The sequence below is a fragment of the Cedecea sp. B1(4) genome (assembly GCF_059414925.1).
The window spans coordinates 522,585-545,014 of record NZ_JCAHMZ010000002.1 but is presented as its reverse complement, the minus strand read 5'-3'; the positions used below and the strand labels follow the sequence as shown (position 1 = coordinate 545,014).

18 protein-coding genes and 3 pseudogenes are annotated in these 22,430 nt (G+C 54.5%); 8 read left to right on the top strand and 13 right to left on the bottom strand.

Going from position 1 to position 22,430, the window contains the following annotated elements:
* Nucleotides 1–50 precede the first annotated feature (50 nt).
* The gene (locus ACR6JA_RS05985; protein WP_494493063.1) at nt 51–1,394 is read right to left on the bottom strand and encodes a TolC family outer membrane protein; all 1,344 of its coding nucleotides are present in this window, start codon (nt 1,392–1,394) and stop codon (nt 51–53) included.
* Between the two features lie 845 nt (nt 1,395–2,239).
* Nucleotides 2,240–3,742, bottom strand: a complete 1,503-nt coding sequence (locus ACR6JA_RS05980) for an aldehyde dehydrogenase family protein (protein WP_494493062.1) — start codon at nt 3,740–3,742, stop codon at nt 2,240–2,242.
* Between the two features lie 190 nt (nt 3,743–3,932).
* On the opposite strand from ACR6JA_RS05980, the gene feaR reads away from it, so the two are divergent.
* Entirely contained in the window at nt 3,933–4,847 is a 915-nt protein-coding gene (feaR, locus tag ACR6JA_RS05975) for a transcriptional regulator FeaR (protein WP_494493061.1), read from the top strand.
* A gap of 71 nt (nt 4,848–4,918) precedes the next feature.
* Here feaR and ACR6JA_RS05970 read toward each other — a convergent pair whose 3' ends face one another.
* The 3 genes from ACR6JA_RS05970 to ACR6JA_RS05960 are packed head-to-tail and all read right to left on the bottom strand — an operon-like array spanning nt 4,919 to nt 8,090.
* Nucleotides 4,919–5,242, bottom strand: a complete 324-nt coding sequence (locus ACR6JA_RS05970; protein WP_494493060.1) for a YdbL family probable chaperone protein — start codon at nt 5,240–5,242, stop codon at nt 4,919–4,921.
* Between the two features lie 14 nt (nt 5,243–5,256).
* The gene (locus ACR6JA_RS05965) at nt 5,257–5,448 is read right to left on the bottom strand and encodes a YnbE family lipoprotein (protein WP_213714502.1); all 192 of its coding nucleotides are present in this window, start codon (nt 5,446–5,448) and stop codon (nt 5,257–5,259) included.
* Nucleotides 5,445–8,090 (bottom strand): YdbH family protein, encoded by a 2,646-nt coding sequence (locus ACR6JA_RS05960; RefSeq protein WP_494493059.1) that lies wholly within the window; start codon nt 8,088–8,090, stop codon nt 5,445–5,447. The genes ACR6JA_RS05965 and ACR6JA_RS05960 overlap by 4 nt, the downstream gene beginning before the upstream one ends.
* A 212-nt stretch (nt 8,091–8,302) precedes the next feature.
* On the opposite strand from ACR6JA_RS05960, the gene ACR6JA_RS05955 reads away from it, so the two are divergent.
* Entirely contained in the window at nt 8,303–9,292 is a 990-nt protein-coding gene (locus ACR6JA_RS05955; protein WP_008461388.1) for a 2-hydroxyacid dehydrogenase, read from the top strand.
* A gap of 121 nt (nt 9,293–9,413) precedes the next feature.
* The gene (gene hslJ, locus ACR6JA_RS05950; protein WP_494493058.1) at nt 9,414–9,845 is read left to right on the top strand and encodes a heat shock protein HslJ; all 432 of its coding nucleotides are present in this window, start codon (nt 9,414–9,416) and stop codon (nt 9,843–9,845) included.
* On the opposite strand, the gene ACR6JA_RS05945 is transcribed toward hslJ, so the two are convergent.
* Nucleotides 9,846–10,112 (bottom strand): putative hemolysin, encoded by a 267-nt coding sequence (locus ACR6JA_RS05945; protein ID WP_008461385.1) that lies wholly within the window; start codon nt 10,110–10,112, stop codon nt 9,846–9,848.
* Between the two features lie 335 nt (nt 10,113–10,447).
* Here ACR6JA_RS05945 and nifJ point away from each other — a divergent pair, with 335 nt between their 5' ends.
* Nucleotides 10,448–13,975, top strand: coding sequence for a pyruvate:ferredoxin (flavodoxin) oxidoreductase (nifJ, locus tag ACR6JA_RS05940; protein ID WP_213714508.1), 3,528 nt, complete (start codon nt 10,448–10,450; stop codon nt 13,973–13,975).
* 119 nt (nt 13,976–14,094) lie between these two features.
* Here the strand turns inward: nifJ and dbpA are convergent, their stop codons facing one another.
* Nucleotides 14,095–15,468, bottom strand: coding sequence for an ATP-dependent RNA helicase DbpA (gene dbpA, locus ACR6JA_RS05935; protein ID WP_213714510.1), 1,374 nt, complete (start codon nt 15,466–15,468; stop codon nt 14,095–14,097).
* A 152-nt stretch (nt 15,469–15,620) separates the two neighbouring features.
* Nucleotides 15,621–16,124, bottom strand: coding sequence for a DUF1543 domain-containing protein (locus ACR6JA_RS05930; RefSeq protein ID WP_213714511.1), 504 nt, complete (start codon nt 16,122–16,124; stop codon nt 15,621–15,623).
* 185 nt (nt 16,125–16,309) lie between these two features.
* Here ACR6JA_RS05930 and ACR6JA_RS05925 point away from each other — a divergent pair, with 185 nt between their 5' ends.
* From ACR6JA_RS05925 to ACR6JA_RS05915, 3 genes are all read left to right on the top strand, one after another.
* Nucleotides 16,310–16,729: a DUF2000 family protein gene (locus ACR6JA_RS05925; RefSeq protein WP_494493057.1), complete on the top strand. Its 420-nt coding sequence runs from the start codon at nt 16,310–16,312 to the stop codon at nt 16,727–16,729.
* Between the two features lie 349 nt (nt 16,730–17,078).
* Complete coding sequence (locus ACR6JA_RS05920; RefSeq protein WP_213714514.1) at nt 17,079–17,600, top strand: RES family NAD+ phosphorylase; 522 nt, start codon at nt 17,079–17,081, stop codon at nt 17,598–17,600.
* Between the two features lie 36 nt (nt 17,601–17,636).
* Nucleotides 17,637–18,119: a RidA family protein gene (locus tag ACR6JA_RS05915; RefSeq protein ID WP_213714516.1), complete on the top strand. Its 483-nt coding sequence runs from the start codon at nt 17,637–17,639 to the stop codon at nt 18,117–18,119.
* Between the two features lie 12 nt (nt 18,120–18,131).
* Here ACR6JA_RS05915 and umuC read toward each other — a convergent pair whose 3' ends face one another.
* The 3 genes and pseudogenes from umuC to ACR6JA_RS05900 all read right to left on the bottom strand — a co-directional run.
* The gene (gene umuC, locus ACR6JA_RS05910) at nt 18,132–19,403 is read right to left on the bottom strand and encodes a translesion error-prone DNA polymerase V subunit UmuC (RefSeq protein ID WP_494493056.1); all 1,272 of its coding nucleotides are present in this window, start codon (nt 19,401–19,403) and stop codon (nt 18,132–18,134) included.
* A gap of 2 nt (nt 19,404–19,405) precedes the next feature.
* Nucleotides 19,406–19,750: pseudogene (gene umuD, locus ACR6JA_RS05905) on the bottom strand (translesion error-prone DNA polymerase V autoproteolytic subunit); the annotation flags it as partial.
* 236 nt (nt 19,751–19,986) lie between these two features.
* A pseudogene (locus tag ACR6JA_RS05900) lies at nt 19,987–20,178 on the bottom strand (integrase core domain-containing protein); the annotation flags it as partial.
* Between the two features lie 278 nt (nt 20,179–20,456).
* Between ACR6JA_RS05900 and ACR6JA_RS05895 the strand changes: the two are divergent.
* A pseudogene (locus ACR6JA_RS05895) lies at nt 20,457–20,615 on the top strand (hypothetical protein); the annotation flags it as partial.
* On the opposite strand, the gene ACR6JA_RS05890 reads toward ACR6JA_RS05895, so the two are convergent.
* Nucleotides 20,584–21,654, bottom strand: a complete 1,071-nt coding sequence (locus tag ACR6JA_RS05890) for an ATP-binding protein (protein WP_494493055.1) — start codon at nt 21,652–21,654, stop codon at nt 20,584–20,586. The pseudogene ACR6JA_RS05895 and the gene ACR6JA_RS05890 overlap by 32 nt on opposite strands.
* A complete protein-coding gene (locus ACR6JA_RS05885; RefSeq protein ID WP_494493054.1) occupies nt 21,651–22,355 on the bottom strand; it encodes a response regulator in 705 nt (234 codons plus the stop codon). Before ACR6JA_RS05885 ends, ACR6JA_RS05890 begins: the two co-directional genes overlap by 4 nt.
* Nucleotides 22,356–22,430 lie beyond the last annotated feature (75 nt).

Sequence of the window (22,430 nt, the reverse complement as noted above, 5' to 3'; positions counted from 1 at the left end):
ACATCAACTTATTTTTATGTGGCGGGGCTAAGCCACTACTTTCACACCATTTATTTCAAATCCGGTAATTTCGAGGCGGCATTTTTCTCGACGCCTGTCAGGGGCAATAGATTATCAACGGCGGCAGCGTAATTTACTGCCGCCTGCCAGCCGTCGAAGTCCGCATTAATTTGTGCATAGGCCGCCTGGAACACATCCTGCTCCACGCTTAATAAGTCGTTGAGACTGCGTTTGCTTAATTTATATTCATTTTTATAAACTTCCCGCGCGCGTCGGGCATTTTCCAGCTGGAGTTTTCCCGCCGTTTCACGGCCTCTGGCCCCGTTCCAGTCAGCCATTGCCACGGACGCTTTTTGCAGCACGTCGAATTTCGCCTGCTCAACCTGAGAAGCCGCAATACGTCTGGCTCCCTGAGCCTGCTCGACCTGGGCGGAGACCGCCCCACCCTGATAGATAGGCGCGTCCACGCTCAGCTGAATCTGATCGTCCCAGTACGCGCTGTTGTTGGACTGGTAACGAGTGCGTCCGCCTTTCAGGCTCAACGTGGGCCAGTGGCCCGATTTCGCTTTCTCTACGGCATACCCTGAAGACTCACGCATGGCCTCCGCCGCCAGCACGCTCGGGATCAGCGAGTAATCAATGTTGTCCAGCGGTTCCTGTTCAAGCGCCAGGCGTACCGGCATGGCCTGATATTGCGCGGCGCTGATTCCGGTTAATACCGCCAGTCTCGCTTTCGCGCTTTGGAACGCCGCCTGATATTGTTCAAGCGTTGAGCGCATACCGGCAATGCGAGTCTGGGTTTGCAGCACGTCCGAACTCGAACTCAGCCCGGCATCCGCCCGCAGCTTTGCCATAGTGTTGACGTTTTGCAGCGCGGCAATACTCTCTGTCGTTGCCGCGATCAGCGCCTGGTTACGCTTCACATCGACATAGGCCTGCGCCGTTTTTTCTGCCACACCGGTCAACGTCGCCATAAGCTGGTAGCGATAGCTCTCACGCTGGCTCTCCTGCTGACTAATGTTGCTGCTGGTTTTCCCAAAGTCATACACCAGCTGCGTCAGGCTAAGCCCGTAGGCAGCCGAGTTCTTGAGGGAACCGCTGGAGTCCGTGGTACGCGAATGCCCGGTGCTGCCGCTGAGGGAGACCTGCGGCATCCAGGCGCTGCGGGCTTGATCAATCTGCGCCTGACCAATCCCGAACTGAGCTGCCTGCTGAGAAACAGCAGGATCGCGGTCAAGAGCGAACAGAATACTTTCGTTCAGCGTGAGGGTTGCCGTTTGCGCGATGCCGGGTGCTGTGGCCCAGGCCGGCGCTGGTGCGGCATTCACCCGCATGCCGCTGCCGAAAAAAATAACGGCAAACATCGCGACCGGCAGGGAATAAGACTGAAGCATAAACGGCAATATCCTTATCCATTAAATAATCAGGATGATGTTGCTCCTTCCTGCATTGGGAATAAACAGGCACGGATGAGTAGCTGATGTATTTAAACGACTGTAATGGTTGAATTAAAACGCCCACATTATTGCGCCCCGTTTATTTCTGGAGCGAGACGTTGTGACTATAAAGAGGTAGAAAGCTGTCGACCGCTTTCATGTCTTCTTAATAAATGAAGGTCATGATTTCACGCTGCCTCTTTATATAAAGGCGTTACGCAATATGACTTATTTAGTCCTGCGGAGCAAATCACTTAGATCCTTTTTCCGAATCATCCTTAAGAAAAATCCTACCAAATAAAAATTAACCTCACCAATGATTTATTGTTAAGAGTATGTTACTCAAAAGGAGATGCTCTGAAAAAACAGCTCGATTGATCTCGTGAATAGAGACATCGTGATAAATAGCTAATAGTTATAATTCATCAACTTATGGAATAAGCATTGATTTACATCAATTTTACATTCCAGCGAAGTTCTTCAATAAATCCGTGCTGCTCATTTTTGGTTGTTTTTCCATAAATGTTACATTGTCGCAAGTTCTACGCAAAATAAGGGCGTTGGGCAGATTTTAACCCGGGGAAATTGTCACGGAAAAAAATCATTTCATGACTAAAATAACGTCTTCTTGACAAAAAAATGCAAAAAAAAAGACCGGGGGAAACCCGGTCTGAAGGTAGCAACATTTCTTATCAAGATTAATGGTCAAGATCGGATAACGATCTTCCCTCGCGGGAGGGGACCTGCAGATTACCAGCCGTAACTTATTCCGGGGCGTGATAAGTGCCGAAATGTGCCAACGTTTAGTAACGCACGCACACGGTTTTGGTTTCGGTGTAGGCATCAAGCCAGTCCGGGCCAAAATCACGCCCTGTGCCCGACTGCTTCATGCCGCCAAACGGCATATTAGCGTCGATCAGCGTATGGCTGTTCACCCAGACCGTGCCCGCCTGTATCCGCCCGGTGTACTGCATTGCTGCCTGCAGATTGTTGGTCCACAGGCTTGCCGTGAGGCCGTACTCGCTGTCGTTGGCCTGTCGCAAGGCTTCTTCCGCATCCGCCACGCGCACGAGGTTAACCACCGGGCCAAAGACCTCTTCTCTGGCAAGGCGCAGAGAGGCGGCAGGGTTCACTACCAGCGTTGGGGCAATATAGTAGCCGCTGCCCTGCGGGCCTGAATTCCCGGAGAGTAGCTCCGCGCGCTGCTCTTGCGCCTGCGCCAGATATCCGGCCACTTTTTCCTGTTGCACTTTCGATACCAGCGGGTTGATGTGGGCCGCTGGGTTCATGCCCGCCCCCACCTGCAGCGATTTCACCGCTTGCTCAAAGCCGCTCACCAGCGTGTCGAACAGCGGGGCTTCGATATAGATCCGCGAACTGGCGGCGCACACCTGCCCCTGATTGAGGAAGCTGCCCGCTATTAAACCTTCAATGACCATCGCCGGGTCGGCATCTTTCAATACGATTGCCGGGTTTTTCCCCCCCAGCTCCAGCGTGACGCGCGTTAGCCTGTCTGCAGCTGATTTGGCAATGCCTTTACCCGTCGCCGTCGAGCCGGTGAAGCTGACTTTGGCAATCAGCGGATGTTCGGTCAGGGCTTTACCGCAGCCGGAGCCGCTGCCGGTGACGGCGTTAAATACGCCGTCCGGTACGCCCGCCTCGGTGGCCAGCTCAGCCATACGCAGCAGCGTTAGCGGCGTAGTTTCTGAAGGTTTGACGACAATCGAGCAGCCTGCCGCCAGCGCCGGCATCACTTTCCACATGCCAATAAGCAGCGGGAAGTTCCACGGCACGATCCCGGCCACGACCCCAACGGGTTCTTTGCGCGTCCATGCCTGATAGCGCGCCCCTTCCGGCATCGGGATAGAAACATCCAGCGTCTGACCGCTGATTTTGGTTGTCAAGCCTGCGGTATAGCGCATCCAGTTCAGCGTGCAGCCGACTTCAAATGCACGAGAGATGTTAATGGACTTACCCTGCTCCAGCGTTTCAAGCTGCGCCAGTTCTTCCGTGTTTTGCTCAAGCAGGTCAGCAAACCGTAGCAGGATCCGCTCCCGCCCGGCAGGTAGCATGTTGGCCCATACGCCGCTGCTGAAGGCACGCCAGGCAGACGTTACCGCGCGGTCGACATCCGAGGCGCTGGCGTCGGCGCTGCTGGAAATTTGCTGCCCGTCCGCCGGATTAAAGACCGGCAGGCGCCCTTCGCTGTCTGACGGCTGCCAGCGGCCGTCAATGTACAGCCCATGTGAACGCTGAAGAAACTGTCGCACACTGCCCAGCACGCTTACCGTTTCTGGCTCAGTCATAGCATCTCCTTATCAAGGTCATTATCGTGTAGCCCACCTTCATTCTAGGCGCTATGTTGAGGTTAGGGTTTTCTCCGGCTGACATTCGCTTTGCTGGCTGTGACACGCTACACAAATGTTGATGATGATTCTTTTTTTGAATCACGTTTATCTATAGTTATTGGCTTCTGGCGGCAATCAGTGAGGATATATGGCAGAAAAACAGTGCAACGAGCGATTCGAAAAATGGCTTGACCAGGTGAATCGCGCATGTGGTCGTTTTTCAGGTGCGGCGCTGGAGAGCGGGTTTCACGGCAGCCTGAGCGAACACCTTGCCCATGCCATTAAACTTAGCGTGGTGGAAATTAACCAGGCACGCCTGCTGCGCACAAAGCAGGAAGTTACCCAAAGCAACGACGCCTGGTTTTATACCGTTTTTCAGCTGGAGGGCGAAGCCGTCATGGAGCAAGGCGATCGCCAGGCCGTGCTTACTCAGGGTGATATTACGCTGATTGATGCTGCCCGCCCCAGCTGTTTTACCTATACCGACGGGGCGAAGCAGGTTTCGCTTTTGCTGCCGCGCCATCTGTTGGAACACCACCTTCGCCAGGGCGAAGTCCCCTGCGCACAAAGACTCTCCGCAGATATGCCTGTTGTGCGCCTAAGCCACGGTTTGCTGCGTGAAAGTATGGGTAGCGAGGGGCTCAGTGGCGGAGAAAGTGAAGCCACGCTCGAAGCGATTGCCTGCCTGCTCGCGCCGGCGCTGATTCAGCACAACCTGCCGGGCTCAAAGCGCGACCGCCACCTGCAGAAAGTCATGTCGCTGATTGATGACCATATTCAGTCCGAAACGCTACGCCCGGAGTGGATCGCCGCCGAGTCGGGGATGTCAGTGCGCAGTCTTTACCGACTGTTTGCCGATAAAGGCCTGGTTGTGGCGCAATACATTAAGAATCGCCGACTGGATCTCTGCGCCCAGGCGCTGCGCACGGCCAGTCACAGTGAAAAACTGGCGGGGATTGGCTACAGCTGGGGATTTGCCGATCACAGCCATTTTTCAACGGCGTTTAAGGGCAGGTTTGGCGTGTCGCCTGGGGAGTATCGCAAGCGTTTTCAATCAGCCTGAAAGGCAACCCTCACCCCGGCCCTCTCCCAAAGGGATAGGGGGAAGACAAGTTAGGGGGAATAGACATAAAGCTACTTCTTCATCCACTGCCCGTTCAGCCCGCGGACGTATTCTCCGGCAGGTGCTCTGTCCACCAGCTTTTGGCCAGCCAGGCGAGCAACCTCATTGAGCGAGACATTGTTGGTGTCTGCCAGTTGCTGGTAGTGTCGGGCGCGGCCTTCATTGATGCTTTGCACCAGTGCCAGCGTCTCCGGATCCTGCTTGATGGGCGCAATATAGCCGCTTAGCGTTTCGCCCACCCGCCCCTGCTCACGCGCTTCGTTTAGGGTCAGCGCCATCACGGATGTGCTGAACAACAGGCCAGCCAGCAGCACGCCTTTAATTATAGAGTTCATCGCCGTTCCCCTTCTCAGAACAGATCGCTACGGTTTTTAAGCAGGCTTTCAACGTCTTTATCCACTTTGATGTGGATTTCGTGTTCGATTTTGACGTTCATATTGATGGTGATCGGCTCTTTAGGGGCGGCCACTTCAATGCGCGGCGTGCAGCCTGTCAGCATCAGCGCCGCCGATGCCAGCAGCGCAGGGGTAAAATAGTTCATTTGGGTTCCTCACAGGCTTCACCGGGCTGGGTGCAGCGAGCCGTTGGCAGCGCGGCGTTCTCTTCCAGCCAGGTTTGTAAATTATCGCCAAAGCGCAAACTGCGCCACAGGGTAAACAGGTTTTCCTGATGGGTATAGTTGAGATTGACGGTGTTAGTTTTTCCCTCCACGTGACTGATGCCGGTCACGCTGGAGCGCATCCTGACCACGCCGAGGTTGTCGAGGTCGATTTGTGTCCATGAGCGCGAGATCTCCATGTAGCGCAGCCAGTTGATTGCCGCGCCAGCCGCCATGTTGTTGTCCACGATGGCATCCGCCATGTCTTTGTCCATGCGGAAGGTCATTGGGCCAGGGTTGGTCAGCCAGCCGTCTTTGATAATCCACTGCGGGTGATTGATCCACAGCGGCAGCGCGCCGTTGAAGCGCCCGGACATACTGAACTGTTTAGGGTTGATGGCGGTGACGAGCTGGCTGGAGGAGAGCCCCTGCAGCCGTAAAAGCGCCGCGTCCCGCTGGGGCATGCGCAATTGCTGCATTGAGATCTTGCCGCCCAGCACATCCGCATTGACGTTGGTCAGCAGCAGCGGCTGCTGTTCGCTCCATGGATACCAGCCTTCCAGATCGGCGGTGATGTTTTGTGCCACTATCTGGTTGCGAACTTCAGCAATGCGCAGCGTGACCGGCCTACGCCTGCCAAAGTGCCAGGTTGAATCGCTAAAGCGGAACGGCAGCACAAAATCGACGCCGTTAATCTGGTTATCCGGCATCCACACGCTGCCGCTTTTGACCACGCCGTGGCCCCCGGCTTCAAAGCCCTGCCCGGCCGCCGCGGAGAAGGCTACCTGGGCGTAGAGATCGCCCCCTTTCAAATCCATTTTCCAGTCAGTGGGCAGCAGCGGCTGGAACACGGTGAGCGTCTGTTTTGGCCACCACGCGTTGCCTCTCAGGCGCTCCCCGTCCCAGCGTCCGACCACACGTACCGGGCCAATTTCCCCGGCGTGTAAATTGCCTTTGAACAGGAAAGCGGTCGGGTTTTGTCCGTCCACGCTGAATTTAAGCGTCGATGGCGGCAAGGTGCTGCCGCCGCTAAAGGTGGTCGCCCCCGCGTCCAGGGAGAAACCGCCGGTGAAGATCTCTTTTTCTTCGTTCCGCTCCCAGCGCAGCGGGTTGTCCAGGCTAAGACGAGGCTTCGACATCAGCATTGAGCCGTACTGCAGCTTGTCGAAACCGGTGGACAGCGAACTCAGTTCAATGGCGCTGTCACGCCATTCGCCCACGCCGCGAACGTCCCATTTTGCCTGCATCGGCGTAAAGCTGCCTTTGCCCCAGTAGCGCCATTGCCACAGCCCGGCGTCCGGCAGGAAGTCATTGGCTTTCCCGTCCAGATGCAGTTCCACGGCGCCCATTTCATTGTCGTGGGCGCGTAAGATAGCCTGTAGTCTGCCGTCGATGCCTTTACTGGAGACTCGCACGCCCGCCAGCGGCCAGCGCACATCGTCAATATTCAGCGTTTCAATCAGGCGGCCACGGGAGCGCAGCAAGGCGCCCGGATGGAACAGCAGCGATGGGTCGGTTAATGCGCCCGTCAGTTCACCGGGCAACGCGGCATAGAAAATAAGCTGGTCCTGCTTCGCCTCTCCGGTGAGCTGTAGCGGCAAAGCGCTGTCGGTCAGGCTGAGTTTTCCTGGGCCGAAGTTAAGCACGGCGTTGCCCTTCCCGGCGTCGCCCTGAGTCAGCACATTCAGCCGCCCGGTGAAAATGGCGTTATCCAGCCCGGCCTGCCAGTTATCCACCTTCAGCGACACTCCGCCGCCCAGCGGGAAACCTTCATAAGGCCAGCGCCACTGCCCGGCGTTAATCTCAAGGGCGTTTTCGCTCAGGCGCCAGGGAATGTTCAGCAGCGGGGCCTCGTCGCCTGATAATTTTTTCACCGTCAGGTTGCCGGCGTTAGTGTGCCAGTTCAGGGCCACGTGCAGCCTGTCCGGCTCCTGGGGAATTTGCACCTGCGTGGCCACTTGCCCATCCGTCGGCAGGCCATCCGGCACCAGCGGGAGCGTTAAGTCACCCACCAGCTCAAGCGGCGGAAGCCCTTCGAATGCCCCGACTTTTAGATCGCTAATTTTCAGGTTTTGCCCTTTGAGCGTGGCGGAAAGCGTGAGCAATTTCCCCTGATAATCCAGCTGCTGCTGCTGCGGGGTCAAAGAGAGATGCAGCGCCCCCGCATACTGCAGCCACGGCGTGACGTTAAGCTGGTCGATAGTCAGCCAGGTGTTCGGCAGCATTTTCTGCCATTCTTCAAGGGTGCGCGGTGCGGCGGGAGCCACATCATCGGCGGGGATCTTGCTGATGCAGTCTGGATTGAGATTCAGCTCCGCGAGGTGAAGCCGCCAGCGGCTCGGATGGCTGAGGCTTGCATCTTTGAGGCTGGCAAGCTCGCATTCCCCGGCGAGATAACGAAGATCGGGGATAATAATCGCCCCGTTGTGCAGGCGCGGGCTGTCCTCCAGCGCAATACGGGTGCCCTGTGGCAGCCAGATCCCGGCGAGCGTCGGCAGCCAGTACGCCACCGTGAGCAGCAGCGACAGCGGCAGCAGAATCAATGCAAGTATCAGCGCAAGCGCGGCTTTATATTTACCCTTCATGGGTGGTTAATATCCTGATTCAGCGACAATTTAAGCCGAAATATGTCATTATTCTGGCACGATTCAGGCCGGGCGTGAAGGCGGCGGCAATAGTAAGCATAGTCTGCCCGGGAAGTGAAATAGTCACCTGCCGTTAAAATTTCAGTTTATAAATTGTATGATTATTTTAAGCATGATAGTTTTGGAACCAACCCTTTCTGGAGATAAGTCTTATGAAACTTGCGGTTTATAGCACAAAACAGTACGACAAAAAGTATCTGGAGCAGGTTAACCAGGAATATGGCTTTGATCTTGAATTTTTTGACTTCCTGCTGAGCGAAAAAACCGCCAAAACGGCCAACGGCTGCGACGGTGTGTGTATTTTCGTTAATGATGATGGTAGTCGCCCGGTGCTGGAAGAGCTAAAAAAACACGGCGTTAAGTTTATCGCGCTGCGCTGTGCTGGCTTTAACAACGTCGACTTGGACGCAGCGAAAGAGCTTGGTATGCCGGTGGTTCGCGTCCCTGCCTACTCGCCGGAAGCCGTGGCTGAACACGCTATCGGGATGATGATGTGCCTTAATCGTCGCATTCATCGCGCCTACCAGCGCACACGTGACGCCAACTTTTCGCTCGAAGGCTTAACCGGTTTTACCATGCACGGCAAAACAGCAGGCGTGATCGGCACCGGGAAAATCGGCGTTGCCGCGCTGCGTATCCTGAAAGGGTTTGGCCTGCGCCTGCTGGCGTTTGATCCGTATCCGAGCGCAGCGGCGCTGGATTTAGGCGTGGAATATGTCGATCTCGAAACGCTGTTTGCGCAATCCGACATTATTTCCTTGCACTGTCCGTTGACGCCGGAAAACTATCACCTGCTCAACCACTCCGCCTTTGATCAAATGAAAGACGGCGTGATGGTGATAAACACCAGCCGCGGCGGGCTGATTGATTCCCAGGCCGCCATCGACGCGCTCAAGCACCAGAAAATCGGCGCGCTAGGCATGGATGTGTACGAGAACGAACGCGATCTGTTCTTTGAAGATAAGTCTAACGACGTGATTCAGGACGACGTGTTCCGCCGCCTTTCCGCCTGCCACAACGTGTTGTTTACCGGCCATCAGGCATTTTTGACGGCGGAGGCGCTGACCAGCATTTCCGAAACGACGCTTGAAAACCTGCGTCAGCTGGAAAAAGGCGAGCCTTGCCCGAACCAGTTGAATTGATTTTCCGCCCGCCTCTCGCAGGAGGCTGGCTGCTTTTAAGAATATCCTTACTGATTCATGCGCCACATCCTGCGAAAGTGGCGCGCTTTCATTGATGACACATAAACCTTAGGGAGAAGAGATGAAAAAGTTTGCTTCACTGATGCTGGCAAGCGTTGTACTGGCGGGCTGTGCCCAACCGGCGGATAAAGGCAGCGTGACTGCACAAGATTTGCAGCACCATCGCTTTGTGCTGGAGAGCGTAGACGGTAAGCCTCTGGACGTGAAAAACAGCAAGCGCGCGCCTGAGCTGAGCTTCGGTGAAAACATGCATATTTCTGGCGCGATGTGTAACCGCTTTATGGGCCAGGCGACACTCGAGAACAATACGCTGAAGGTGAAAGGTATGGGCATGACGATGATGCTTTGTGTTGAGCCGCAGCTGAACGACCTGGATCACCGCATTAATGACATGCTGACCAGCGGAGCCAAGGTTTCTCTGGCTAACCAGCAGCTGGTGCTGAAGAGCGGCCAGCATACGCTGACGTACAAACTGGCCGATCTCGTAAATTAATCAGTAGCTTCCACAGGTGCCAGCGGCAAGCGAGTTTTCGTTACAGCGCTTGCCGTTCGGCATGGCACACATGCCAATCGCGCTGCCGTCCAGCTGACGCGCAACGCTCATCGTACCGCCAATCATCGCACAGTTCGCTTCGCCCTGGCTGGACATCGCCGCCCTGAGGCCTGGAGGGACGTGGGCCGCAGTGGCCTGTTGAGGGGGTTCATTACTGCAAGCTGATAATAACAGTGCGGCACAACCGGCTAAAAACGCAGCGCGCATGGCTTCTCTCTCCCGTCTGAATATGCAAAACCTTTGCATAATGGCGCATGGCTCCCGCTGCGTCGAGAGCATAACGCAATAAAATGTGTTGGTTTTTGTGGCTTACATCACCTTTCAAGCCAAAACATCAGAGTTTTCTGAGCATCCTTCATTCCTTTTATGATTCAGCGCAGTACGTCCCCAGGTTATTTCACTGTTAATCGTGGATCAATTTGTGCACTCGGCAGGCCCATAACTTCTAATGGCCAGGGTGGACACACTATAATTGAGGAATTACAACGGGGCTCCAGGCTTTCAGGCGAGTCCCTTTATTTTGCGCAATGTAAGGGTGTCTTATGATCACTATCGACGGCAACGGCGCAGTCGCCTCCGTGGCGTTTCGTGCCAGCGAAGTAATTGCCATCTACCCGATTACTCCCAGCTCGACAATGGCGGAACAGGCGGATGCCTGGTCGGGCGACGGCAGGAAGAACGTGTGGGGCGATGTCCCTCGCGTAGTCGAAATGCAGTCTGAAGCAGGCGCGATTGGCGCGGTGCACGGGGCACTTCAAACCGGGGCGCTTTCCACTTCGTTTACGTCATCGCAAGGCTTACTGCTGATGATCCCGACGCTGTACAAGCTTGCGGGCCAGCTGACGCCATTCGTTCTCCACGTTGCCGCGCGCACCGTGGCCACCCACGCGCTTTCCATTTTTGGCGATCATTCTGACGTGATGGCCGTGCGCCAGACCGGCTGCGCCATGCTGTGCGCAAGCAGCGTCCAGGAAGCGCAGGACTTCGCACTGATTTCCCATATTGCGACCCTGAAAAGCCGCGTGCCGTTTATTCACTTCTTCGACGGCTTCCGCACCTCGCACGAAATCAACAAAATTGTGCCGCTGGCGGACGATACCCTTCGCGGCCTGCTGCCGCAAAAAGAGATCGATGAACATCGCGCCCGCGCCCTGAACCCGGAGCATCCGGTGATTCGCGGGACGTCGGCCAACCCGGACACGTACTTCCAGTCCCGCGAAGCGACCAACCCGTGGTACAACGCGGTTTACGCGCACGTTGAACAGGCGATGAACGACTTTGCCGCCACCACCGGCCGTAGCTATCGTCCGTTTGAGTATTACGGCCACCCGGAAGCGGAGCGCGTGATTATCGTGATGGGCTCCGCCGTCGGCACCTGCGAAGAAGTTGTCGATGAATTGCTGACCAGGGGCGAAAAAGTCGGCGTGCTCAAAGTGCGCCTGTACCGCCCCTTCTCCGCCGAACATTTGCTGGAAGTTCTGCCGCAAACCGCGCGTCAGGTGGCGGTGCTTGACCGCACTAAAGAGCCGGGCGCCCTTGCTGAGCCGCTGTATCTCGACGTGATGACCGCGCTTGCCGAGGCCGTAAGCCGTGGCGAGCGCGAAACGCTGCCTCGCGTGATTGGGGGCCGCTACGGGCTGTCATCCAAAGAGTTCGGCCCGGAATGCGTCCTGGCTATTTTCAATGAGCTTCGCGAAGCCAAGCCGCGCCCGCGTTTTACCGTGGGTATTTACGACGATGTGACCAACCTGTCGCTGCCGTTGCCGGAAAATACCCTGCCGAACCGCGCTAAACTCGAAGCGCTGTTTTATGGCCTGGGCAGCGACGGCAGCGTGTCTGCCACCAAAAACAATATCAAAATTATCGGTAACTCCACGCCGTGGTTTACCCAGGGTTATTTCGTTTATGACTCCAAAAAGGCCGGGGGGCTGACGGTTTCTCACCTGCGCGTGAGCGAGCAGCCGATCAACTCCACCTACCTGATTGAGAAAGCCGATTTCGTTGGCTGCCACCAGCTGCAGTTTATCGACAAGTACCAGATGGCCGAGCGCCTGAAGCCCGGCGGTATTTTCCTGCTGAACACGCCTTACGCCGCCGACGAGGTGTGGAGCCGCCTGCCCCAGGAAGTTCAGGCTGTGCTCAATCAGAAGCAGGCTCGCCTGTACGTCATTAACGCGGCGAAGATCGCCCGCGAGTGTCATCTTGGTGCCCGTATCAACACCGTAATGCAGATGGCATTCTTCCACCTGACGCAGATCCTGCCTGGCGACACCGCGCTGGCAGAGCTGCAGGGCGCGATTGCCAAAAGCTACAGCAGTAAAGGGACGGAGATCGTCGAGCGTAACTGGCAGGCGCTGGCGCTAGCTCGTGACTCCCTCGCCGAAGTGCCTCTGCAGGACGTTAACCCGGCAAGCGCGATGCGTCCGCCGGTCGTCTCCGACGCCGCACCTGATTTTGTGAAAACCGTTACCGCCGCGATGCTCGCTGGTCTCGGCGATGCCCTGCCGGTTTCCGCCCTGCCGCCTGACGGGACCTGGCCGATGGGCACGACCCGCTGGGAAAAACGCAACATCGCCGAAGAAATTCCTATCTGGAAGCCGGATATTTGTACCCAGTGCAACCACTGCGTCGCCGCCTGCCCGCATTCGGCTATTCGTGCCAAAGTGGTTCAGCCTGAGGCAATGGAAGGCGCCCCGGAAGCCCTGCAGTCGCTGGACGTGAAGTCCCGGGATATGCGCGGTCAGAAATACGTGCTGCAGGTAGCGCCGGAAGATTGCACCGGCTGTAACCTTTGCGTAGAAGTTTGCCCGGCCAAAGATCGCCAGAACCCGGAAATCAAGGCAATTAATATGCTGTCTCGCCTTGAACACGTTGAAGAAGAGAAAGAGAACTATGACTTCTTCCTCGCGCTGCCGGAAATCGATCGCACCAGCCTGGAGCGCATCGATATTCGTACCTCGCAGCTGTTAACGCCGCTGTTTGAATACTCCGGGGCCTGCTCCGGCTGCGGCGAAACGCCGTACATTAAAATTCTGACCCAGCTGTTCGGCGACCGTATGCTGATCGCTAACGCCACTGGCTGTTCGTCTATTTACGGCGGCAACCTGCCATCCACGCCGTACACCACCGACGCAAACGGCCGCGGGCCAGCCTGGGCTAACTCGCTGTTTGAGGATAACGCCGAGTTTGGACTGGGCTTCCGCCTGACGGTGGATCAGCACCGCGCCCGCGTCATGCGTTTACTGGGCCAGTTTGCCGATAAACTTCCGGCCGAGCTTAATGAGCAGCTTCACGCGGAAGCAACACCGGAAGTCCGCCGTGAACAGGTTGCCGAGCTGCGTAAACATCTGGCGAACATTGACGATGCTGATGCCCGCCAGCTGCTCACCGATGCCGACGCGCTGGTGGAGAAATCTATCTGGCTGATTGGTGGTGACGGCTGGGCCTATGACATCGGTTTCGGTGGCCTCGACCACGTGCTGAGCCTGACCGAAAACGTCAACATTCTGGTGCTGGATACGCAGTGTTACTCCAACACCGGCGGCCAGGCGTCTAAAGCCACGCCGCTGGGCGCCGTCACCAAGTTTGGCGAGCACGGCAAGCGTAAAGCACGTAAAGATCTGGGCGTCAGCATGATGATGTACGGCCATGTGTACGTCGCGCAGATTTCGCTGGGGGCACAGCTGAACCAGACGATGAAGGCCATTCAGGAGGCGGAGGCTTATCCTGGTCCATCGCTGATCATCGCCTACAGCCCTTGCGAAGAGCACGGCTACGATCTGGCGCTGAGCCACGATCAGATGCGCCAGCTGACCGCCACCGGCTTCTGGCCGCTTTATCGCTTCGACCCGCGTAGGGCTGATGAAGGCAAGGTGCCGCTGGCGCTGGATTCCCGTCCACCGTCCGATGCGCTGGCCGATACGTTAATGAAGGAGCAGCGTTTCCGCCGCCTGAACGCCCAGCAGCCGGAAGTTGCCGAGCAGCTGTGGAAAGATGCCGCCGCCGATTTGCAGAAGCGGTACGATTTCCTGGCGCAGCTGGCGGGTAAAGCGGAGAAGGTTAGCGAGTAATCGGGGCAATTACCCTCACCCCGGCCCTCTCCCTGAAAGGGAGAGGGGAAAACACGCACATCCCGTTTCAGATACCTTCGCCCCTATGGGGAGAAGGTCAGGCGGAGGAGAAAACGCGTTTACTTCAGCAGGCGAACCTTCACTGACTTACCTTTGATTTTGCCCTGCTGCAGCTGTTTCCACGCGTGACGCGCCACGGATTGGCGCACCGCAACGTAAACATGGATCGGGTGGACGTCGATTTTGCCGATGTCCGCACCTTCCAGCCCCATATCGCCGGTTAACGCCCCCAAAATATCGCCCGGACGCATTTTGGCTTTCTTGCCGCCGTCAATGCACAGCGTCGCCATTTCCGCTTCCAGCGGCTTCACGGAAACGCCGGACGGCACCTGCTGCCATTTCAGCGAAAGATTCAGCATTTCAGCCAGCACGCTCGCGCGCTGCGCTTCTTCCGGGGCGCAGAAGCTGATAGCCAGCCCGCTTTGCCCGGCTCGCGCGGTACGGCCAATGCGGTGAACGTGCACTTCCGGGTCCCACGACAGCTCGTAGTTAATGACCATTTCCAGCGCTTTGATATCCAGCCCACGAGCCGCAACGTCTGTTGCCACCAGCACGCGGCTGCTGCCGTTGGCAAAACGTACCAGCGTCTGGTCGCGGTCGCGCTGTTCCATGTCGCCGTGCAGCGCTAACGCACTTTGATGTCGCTCGTTCAGCGCATCGCATACGGCCTGGCAATCTTTTTTGGTGTTGCAGAACACCACGCAGGACGCCGGCTGATGCTTGCTGAGCAGCGCCAGCAGCAGGCCGATTTTGCCCCCGCGGGAGATTTCATAAAACTGCTGTTCAACGGACGGCAGCTCATCAACGGTATCAATTTCGATAGTCTGCGGGTCGCGCTGAATTCGCCCGCTGATAGCGGCAATGGCTGCAGGCCAGGTGGCGGAGAAAAGCAGCGTCTGGCGTTTGGCCGGCGCATGGGCAATAACTTCATCGATGGCGTCGGCGAAGCCCATGTCCAGCATACGGTCGGCTTCGTCCAGCACCAGCGTTTGCAGAGCCTCCAGCTTCACCGTTTCTTTTTTCAGGTGATCTAACAGGCGGCCCGGCGTGGCCACGATAATGTGCGGCGCATGCTGTAACGAGTCGCGCTGTACGCCAAACGGCTGGCCACCACACAGGGTTAAAATTTTAATATTTGGCATGTAGCGCGCCAGGCGACGCAGCTCTTTGGCGACCTGGTCGGCCAGTTCGCGGGTTGGGCACAGCACCAGCGACTGGGTTAAAAACTGGCTGGCATCAATGTGCTGCAGCAGGCCAAGGCCAAAAGCGGCGGTTTTGCCGCTGCCGGTTTTGGCCTGAGCACGGACGTCTTTTCCGGCCAGAATGGCGGGCAAGGCCGCTTCCTGAACGGGCGTCATTTCGTGATACCCCAGTTCGCTAAGGTTGGCGAGTTGTGCTTCAGGTAAAGCGTTCAGTGCGGAAAAAGCGGTCACAATGGTCATCTCTTAATAATAACGGGCAGGCGCGTATGCTAGCAGATTCGCGTGATTCAGGCGTGAGTTTATCAATTTTGCTGCGTTAACGAGTGAAACAGTAAAAACGGTGCCTTTCGCTAAGGCACCGTTTTCCATTGGGAATGGAAGCGCTATTCGCTAATCGGCAAATAGCCCTGCCATTCTGGCCTGAAGCGTTCGCCCTGCTCCGCTTTTTCCAGATGGATAAAATAATCCCCCACGCTTTCTAACAGCAGGCAGTCATCGACATCTTTCAGGTTGTCTTTGTGCTGCTGGTAGCTTTCGACCAGCAGGTTGGCAATCGCCTTCTCTTTTGCCTGGGCCGGATTTTCAGCCACGAAGAAATCAAAGTCATGCAGCTCCGCCAGCGTTTTCGGGCTGTAGCCACCGACGTTCACAAAAAAGAGCTTTGGCGTTTGCTCAACGGGTTTATCGGAAAGACTAATGCGGTAGCCGTCGGCCCAGCGCAGCTTGCCGTATCCGTCGATATGGATTTTATCTTTGTCACCAAACCAGGCCGCCCGCAGCGCGGGCCACGCGTCCTCTGGCCTCTCTGCAGCCACAAACTGGACGTCATGCACTTCGATATTGGATTTTCCGGCATTGCCGCCCACATAAAAGACGTAAAGTTCCATTTGTTCTCCTTATTAATCGCTATATAAAATAATATATAACGATTGATATTTGAATGACTTTCCATGTGCATTAAAGATTGATCGCCAACAGGAACGGGGATAAAAAAACGATTACTATGCTTAAGCTTCTCGCCCTAAGCTAAATCAGCAGCCAAAGCAGAAGATTAAACAGACAAGGAGCCAGAATGTTCGAAGATAATGACTATAAGCTGTATGTCATCGTGAACCGCACTGCCGACGTCAGCGTGCAAATGAATGCCGTGGGCCACCTGTGCGGCGGTATTATGCTTAAAGTCGATGAGCCTGTATTTCATGACTATCCTAACCAGGATAGCGCCTTAAGCGCCTGGATGAACCATTATCCAGTGGTTGTACTTCAGTCTAAAAACAGCAACCAGCTGGCAACAGCGCTGGAAAAATGCAGGGAAGAAGGCGTGCTGTATAACTTCTTTACCACCACCATGCTGTCGCACTCTTCTGAGCAGCAGATCAAAGATACGCGCGACACGCCTTTCGCTGAGCTCGATTTTGTTGGCATCGCGCTGTACGGTGAAACTGAAAAACTCAAACCGCTGACCAAAAAGTTTTCCGTCTTTAAAGGTTAAACACTCCGGGTAATGATGCCTTGCGCAGTTATTCAACCCTTACCCTTCGTCTCCGGCGTAAAAATTGATGATGTCATCTTCAAACCAGCAGCCCACTTTGTAATACATCGCACAACCAATCAGAAAGCTGGCAATGAGTATTAATGCTGTCAACAATCCTTTCACTTCGAAACACTCTCCCATGATACTTGCTGTGATATTGACAGGCCGGTTGAGAAAAAGTTCAGCGGCGAAACTATTCTGGCCATAGCACGATCATCACAGACGCTTCGGTCTTTGCGATGGCAATTCTGTCACAACGTTCTGGTTAACTAGGGTTGCTAATTTTCTGAGCAAACCAGGTGTCATTGTGTCCGATAACCACCTTCATTTCAAAAACGTCAGCGGTTTCTTTTTCCGCGCCGTTCCGGCGGAGTTCCTCAGTAGCGTGCTTTCGCGCACTCGGCCCGATTCCCCAGGGCGTTACCATCGACCAGGGCAAACAATTCTTTATATGAGCCCGGTACGTGAGTGGGCAAGGCTGGCGGTTGCCGCCCATATGCAAAAAGACGGCAAGCCGCGGCTGCTCGTCCCACTGTATGTCGAAGGCGCGCGGGTGCTGGACCAGCGAGATGAATATTCATGCCTGGCTTTAGGCATCAACCGAGATCTGTCTAATCATTGCTGGCTCAGCGCACTGCAGCAAAATATCGAACCACCTTCCTGGCAAAATGCTGACCAGGCTCGCTTCTCCAATGCCGATGGCATTATCGACCGTTCCCGAAGTATTCCCGATGGCTGGCACCTGAATTTATTCCGCTGGAACGATCTTGGCGGCCCACGCGTCACGGTGTGTGGCGATCCGATTCCCGTTCCGCTATCGTGCGTTTAACCCCAACTGAAAGCTAATACCATCACAGGAGACTTTATGTCGGATGTTTATTCTCGTCTTACCGGGCAGGGATGGTCATTGCCACCGGCGCTGGTTCCTCCCCCGGGCGTTGTTTTTCCTTTCGAGGCGGTCAGGATCGTGGGGAACCGGGCCTATATCTCGGGGCACGGGCCGCAAAACCCGGATGGCTCTTTATACGCGCCCCGCGGGAAAGTCGGGGGCGAGGTTAGCGAGCAGGAAGCCTGTGAAGCCGCCCGCCTGACGGCGCTGTCGATTCTTGGCAGTCTGCACCGTTCCCTGGGCGATCTGAACCGTATTTCATCCTGGAATCGGGTCTTTGGCATGGTCAATGCCGCCCCCGGATTTACCCGACTACCGGCGGTCATTAATGGTTTTTCTCAGGTGATCCTCACGGTGTTCGGCCCTGACGTGGGCGCGCACAGCCGCTCCGCTGTAGGTCTGGCTGAACTGCCTTTTGATATTGCCGTTGAAATTGAAGGTGAAGTGGGTATTGATTAAACGGCCTGGCCGCTAGCAAACCCGCGCTATGGGCAGATCGGCATAGCGAGTGGTATAGCGCGGCGACAGCATGTCGCGCTTCATCGCCCACGGCTGCTGTATGCCCTGCCCGGCAAAATAGAGCGTGCCTTTGCCCTGTTTTTGATTCAGAAAGTCCAGCACGGTCATTAATTTTTCGCCGTTAGGGCGTGGAACATGCTTGTCGAATAAATCGAATTGCGCCACACCCTGACTAAAAAAATCCCCCAGCATAACGCCGGCTTTCTGGTAGCGATGCCCCGCCTGCCAGATAGCGTCCAGGCTCTGCAGCGCGGCCTGGATAATATCCCGGCTGTCCTGCGTGGGAATGAACAGCGAGACGGACGAGCAGTTGCCGTAATAGGGTTCGTTCACGGCAAACGGACTGCTTTTCACAAAGGCAGAGATCACCCGGCAATATTGATGCTCAGCCCGCAGTTTTTCCGCCGCCCGGCTGGCGTAGCTACCGATCGCCTGGCGCATAGCCTCATACTCGGTAATCCGCTCCCCGAACGAGCGGCTGCAGATGATCTCCTGTTTGTCGGCAGAGAACTCATCCATTTCAAGGCATGACTCGCCGCGTAATTCGCGCACGGTTCTTTCCAGCACCACGCTGAAGTGCCGCCGAATAAAGCGAATATCCGCGTCAGCAAGCTGTAAAACCGTTTTGATGCCCATGGCGTCGAGTTTTTTCGACAGCCGCCGCCCCACGCCCCAGACTTCGCCCACGGGAAGCTGTGCCATAAGCCAGCGCTGGTGCGCAGGCCGGGATAAATCAACCACACCGCCGGTTCGCTCCTGCCACGTTTTTGCCGCGAGGTTTGCCAGTTTAGCCAGCGTTTTTGTTGGTGCGATGCCCACGCCTACCGTCAGGCGGGTGCGCTGGCGAATGGTCGAACGGATCGTCTGGCCAAAGGCCTTCAGGTTGTAGCAAGTGCTCACGCCCGTTAAGTCACAAAATGCCTCGTCGATGGAGTAAATTTCGACCCTGGGCAGCAGCTCTTCAAGTACGCCCATCACCCGCTCGCTCATGTCGGCATACAGCTCGTAGTTGCTGCTAAACGTCAGCACGCCATGCCGCCTGAGCGCCTCTTTCTGTTTAAAAAAAGGTTCACCCATTTTGACAAAGGGCCGGGCTTCCGCAGAGCGGGCGATGACGCAGCCGTCGTTATTGGATAAGACCACCACCGGTTTTCCGGCTAAATCCGGGCGGAATGCCGTTTCGCAGGAGGCGTAGAAGCTGTTGACGTCCACCAGCGCAAACATGCTTAGCTCGCGGCTTTGATGATAAAAGTAACGATACCAAAAATATCGAGTGGCACCTCATCGGTGACCGGAATCGGTGCCCAGGCGCTATTCATCGGCAGGAGCATCACCGTGGGGCGAAGCTGCAGACGCTTCACGGTGAATGCCCCATCAATGGCGGCAATCACGATGTCGCCCTGTGATGCCGTTCTTGAGCTGTCTACAATCAGCAAGTCACCTTCGCCAATCCCGCCTTCCACCATCGAATCCCCTGCTGCTTTCACAAAGTAGGTCGCGCCGGGATTGCGCACCAGCAGCTTATTGAGATCGATACGTTGCTCAACATAATCCTGAGCCGGATTCCCATATGAACTCATTCTGCCCATATCTTGTCAGTCCTAGAGAAAATACAACTGTTTTGGGTTATAGAGGTAACACTGTAGAGAGTCTTATGCATGATTGATGCACCACATAAATACAACTGTATTTATATACAGTATCTGTGGTTTTAGATATGGATCAAGATGTTTTTTTGAAGATAGCCCAAACGCGTTGAAGTTCGTAGGAATTTAGTTGGCGGGGTCAGTCTTTAAGTACAACTGTTTTAGTTCCACACACTTTTTGAGACTTCCGGGGATTTAGCCATCAGCCGGTATTCTTCCGCCGTCAGATTATTCAGAGATTCATGAGGTCGCTCGCTGTTATATTCGGCCAGCCAGCGCTCTGTGAATTCCCGCGCTTCATTCAGTGCCTTGAACTGGACTTCTGTCCGGTACATCCGGTTAAAGTGCTCGATTAGGAACAGAAAATGGAGAACTTCCGATATGAGACGTGATGCTTTATAGCTGCGCATGACTTTGATCAGGTTCAGTTAAATAATACGGCTCACCCGATATTTATCGCAGGTTTCACCGGTTTCACTCAGAGCAGTGAAAACGCTGCTGTGGAAATACACACCATCACTCAGGACATATAAATCACGGGCAAACAAACGCTGATTATATTTATTACGTGCCGAAAAAGGATTATGCAGTCACGCATAGAATCCACCTCTCCTGCAGTTATGTTAAACTCTGTTTCAGCGAAATAACGTTAAGTCCCGAAAGAGATAAGCTTAAAATCACCCCAGCAATTTGGGACGCTAAACTCGGTAATATATGGGATATGTCTCTTGCTAAAAAAGCTATATTGAGACAGTATGTTAATGCCCTAGGGCAGGCCATGATAGTTTGAAAAGTGATCCATTTTCTTGTGTTATGCTATAGCTAACATCTCCACCGTGGGCGCGCATAATAGCTTTTACTACCGATAATCCTAAACCACAACCCTCTGGATTAATATTTTTGGCATATTCTCCTCGCTGAAAAGGCTGGAATAAGAACTTCTGAAGTTCTTCAGGAATTCCAGGTCCTTTGTCCTGAACGATAATGAAATTATCGCTTCCCACAATACCATTCTTCACTAAAAGCATTTGTGGTGCGGAATATTTTAAAGCATTGTCAAAAATAACAGTCAGGCACTGAATAATACGTAAAGGATCGCAGATGCAACGCTGGCATGTAAGCTCAGTCACTATGTTAAAGCGTTTTGTTTCAAAGTCAGGCAAAAAGGTATCAAGCGCACCGGTGATCAGTATTGCAAGATCAACTTCACTGAGCGTCAAGGAATATCCTGCCCCTCCTGACGAGCTCACGACACGAAGATCCTCGATTAAGTTAGTCAGACCTTCAGTTTGCTTAAGGAGGTTTCTGAATAGCGGCAGTTCTGGTTCGAACACGCCGTCAACCAGTCCCTGAAGCCTCCCCCGTAAAATAGTCACCGGTGTCCGGAGTTCATGCGCGATGGCAGCATTCCATAAATTTCTCTGAGCATCCAACGTCTGCAATTTTTCCGCCATCTCATTAAAGTCATCGACGAGTTTATTCATCTCACCTAACTGCGAGCCCCGGCTAAATGCTCTCGCGCTCAGGTTTCCCTGAGATATTTGTTTCAGGCTGTAAGCCACATCATTCAAGGGTTTTAATATTCTTGCCGACAGTTTTACGGTAAAAAAGAGTGAAACCACCAGACTGGTGATGGAGGCGATCAAGATCCACATCCAGTCCAGGAAAGTCATGTTATCTTGATTGTCTACGACCATGCCTCCTGGCAGGTAGTCAATTAAGAAACTATAAAATAAGTACGAACCGAGTACAGCAATGGCAATGATCACAAATGTTAACGACAACATATATGTCAAAATCTGACGGCTCAGGATCGCTTCTTTGTTCATTTTTTGTCACCTAACCGGTAGCCTAATCCTCGGATGCTTTCGGGAATGCCTTTCAGTCCGGCATGTTCAAGCTTTTTCCGAAGTTTGCTCATATGGCTGTCTACAGTGCGATCCATAGAGTCACCCTCCGGCAAACACGCATCGAGTAACTCTTCACGCGAACAGACTTTTCTCGGGTTTCTCGCCAGATAGGTCAGAAGCTTAAACTCAGTGGTGGTTAATACTGGCGTGGAAACCTCACCTTCTGCAGTGATTTCAACGTAAAATTCATCAGGATAAATCGTTAAAAAAGGAGTTCTTAAAGGCCGTGTATGTGTAGCCTCTGCAACCGGTCTGGTTCTGCGAAGTACAGCTTCAACTCTGGCAATAACTTCTGATGGATTAAAGGGTTTTATCACATAGTCGTCAGCCCCGAGCCGTAGGCCCATCAGTTTATCAACGTCTTGATCAAGTGCTGTAACCATTATGACGGGGACATCAGTTTCCTTTCTTAACGTTGTAAGAACGTTCCAGCCATCGTAAACGGGCAGGTGAATGTCCAGCAGCAGAAGGTCAGGCTTGTGTTGACGAGTAAGGTTTATAGCCTGCTCACCGTCTTCAGCTCTTAGGGTTTTCATGCCCGCCTTGTGTAAGTAGCCTGTCAGTATGGCGGCGATGTCATCATCGTCTTCTGCGACGATTATCAGATTGTTGTTGTTCATTTTTTCTTCCAGAGTACCGATGACAGCATGCATTTTAGCGTGAAATGCCTTTTATAGTCATGTTTAAAGATTTAG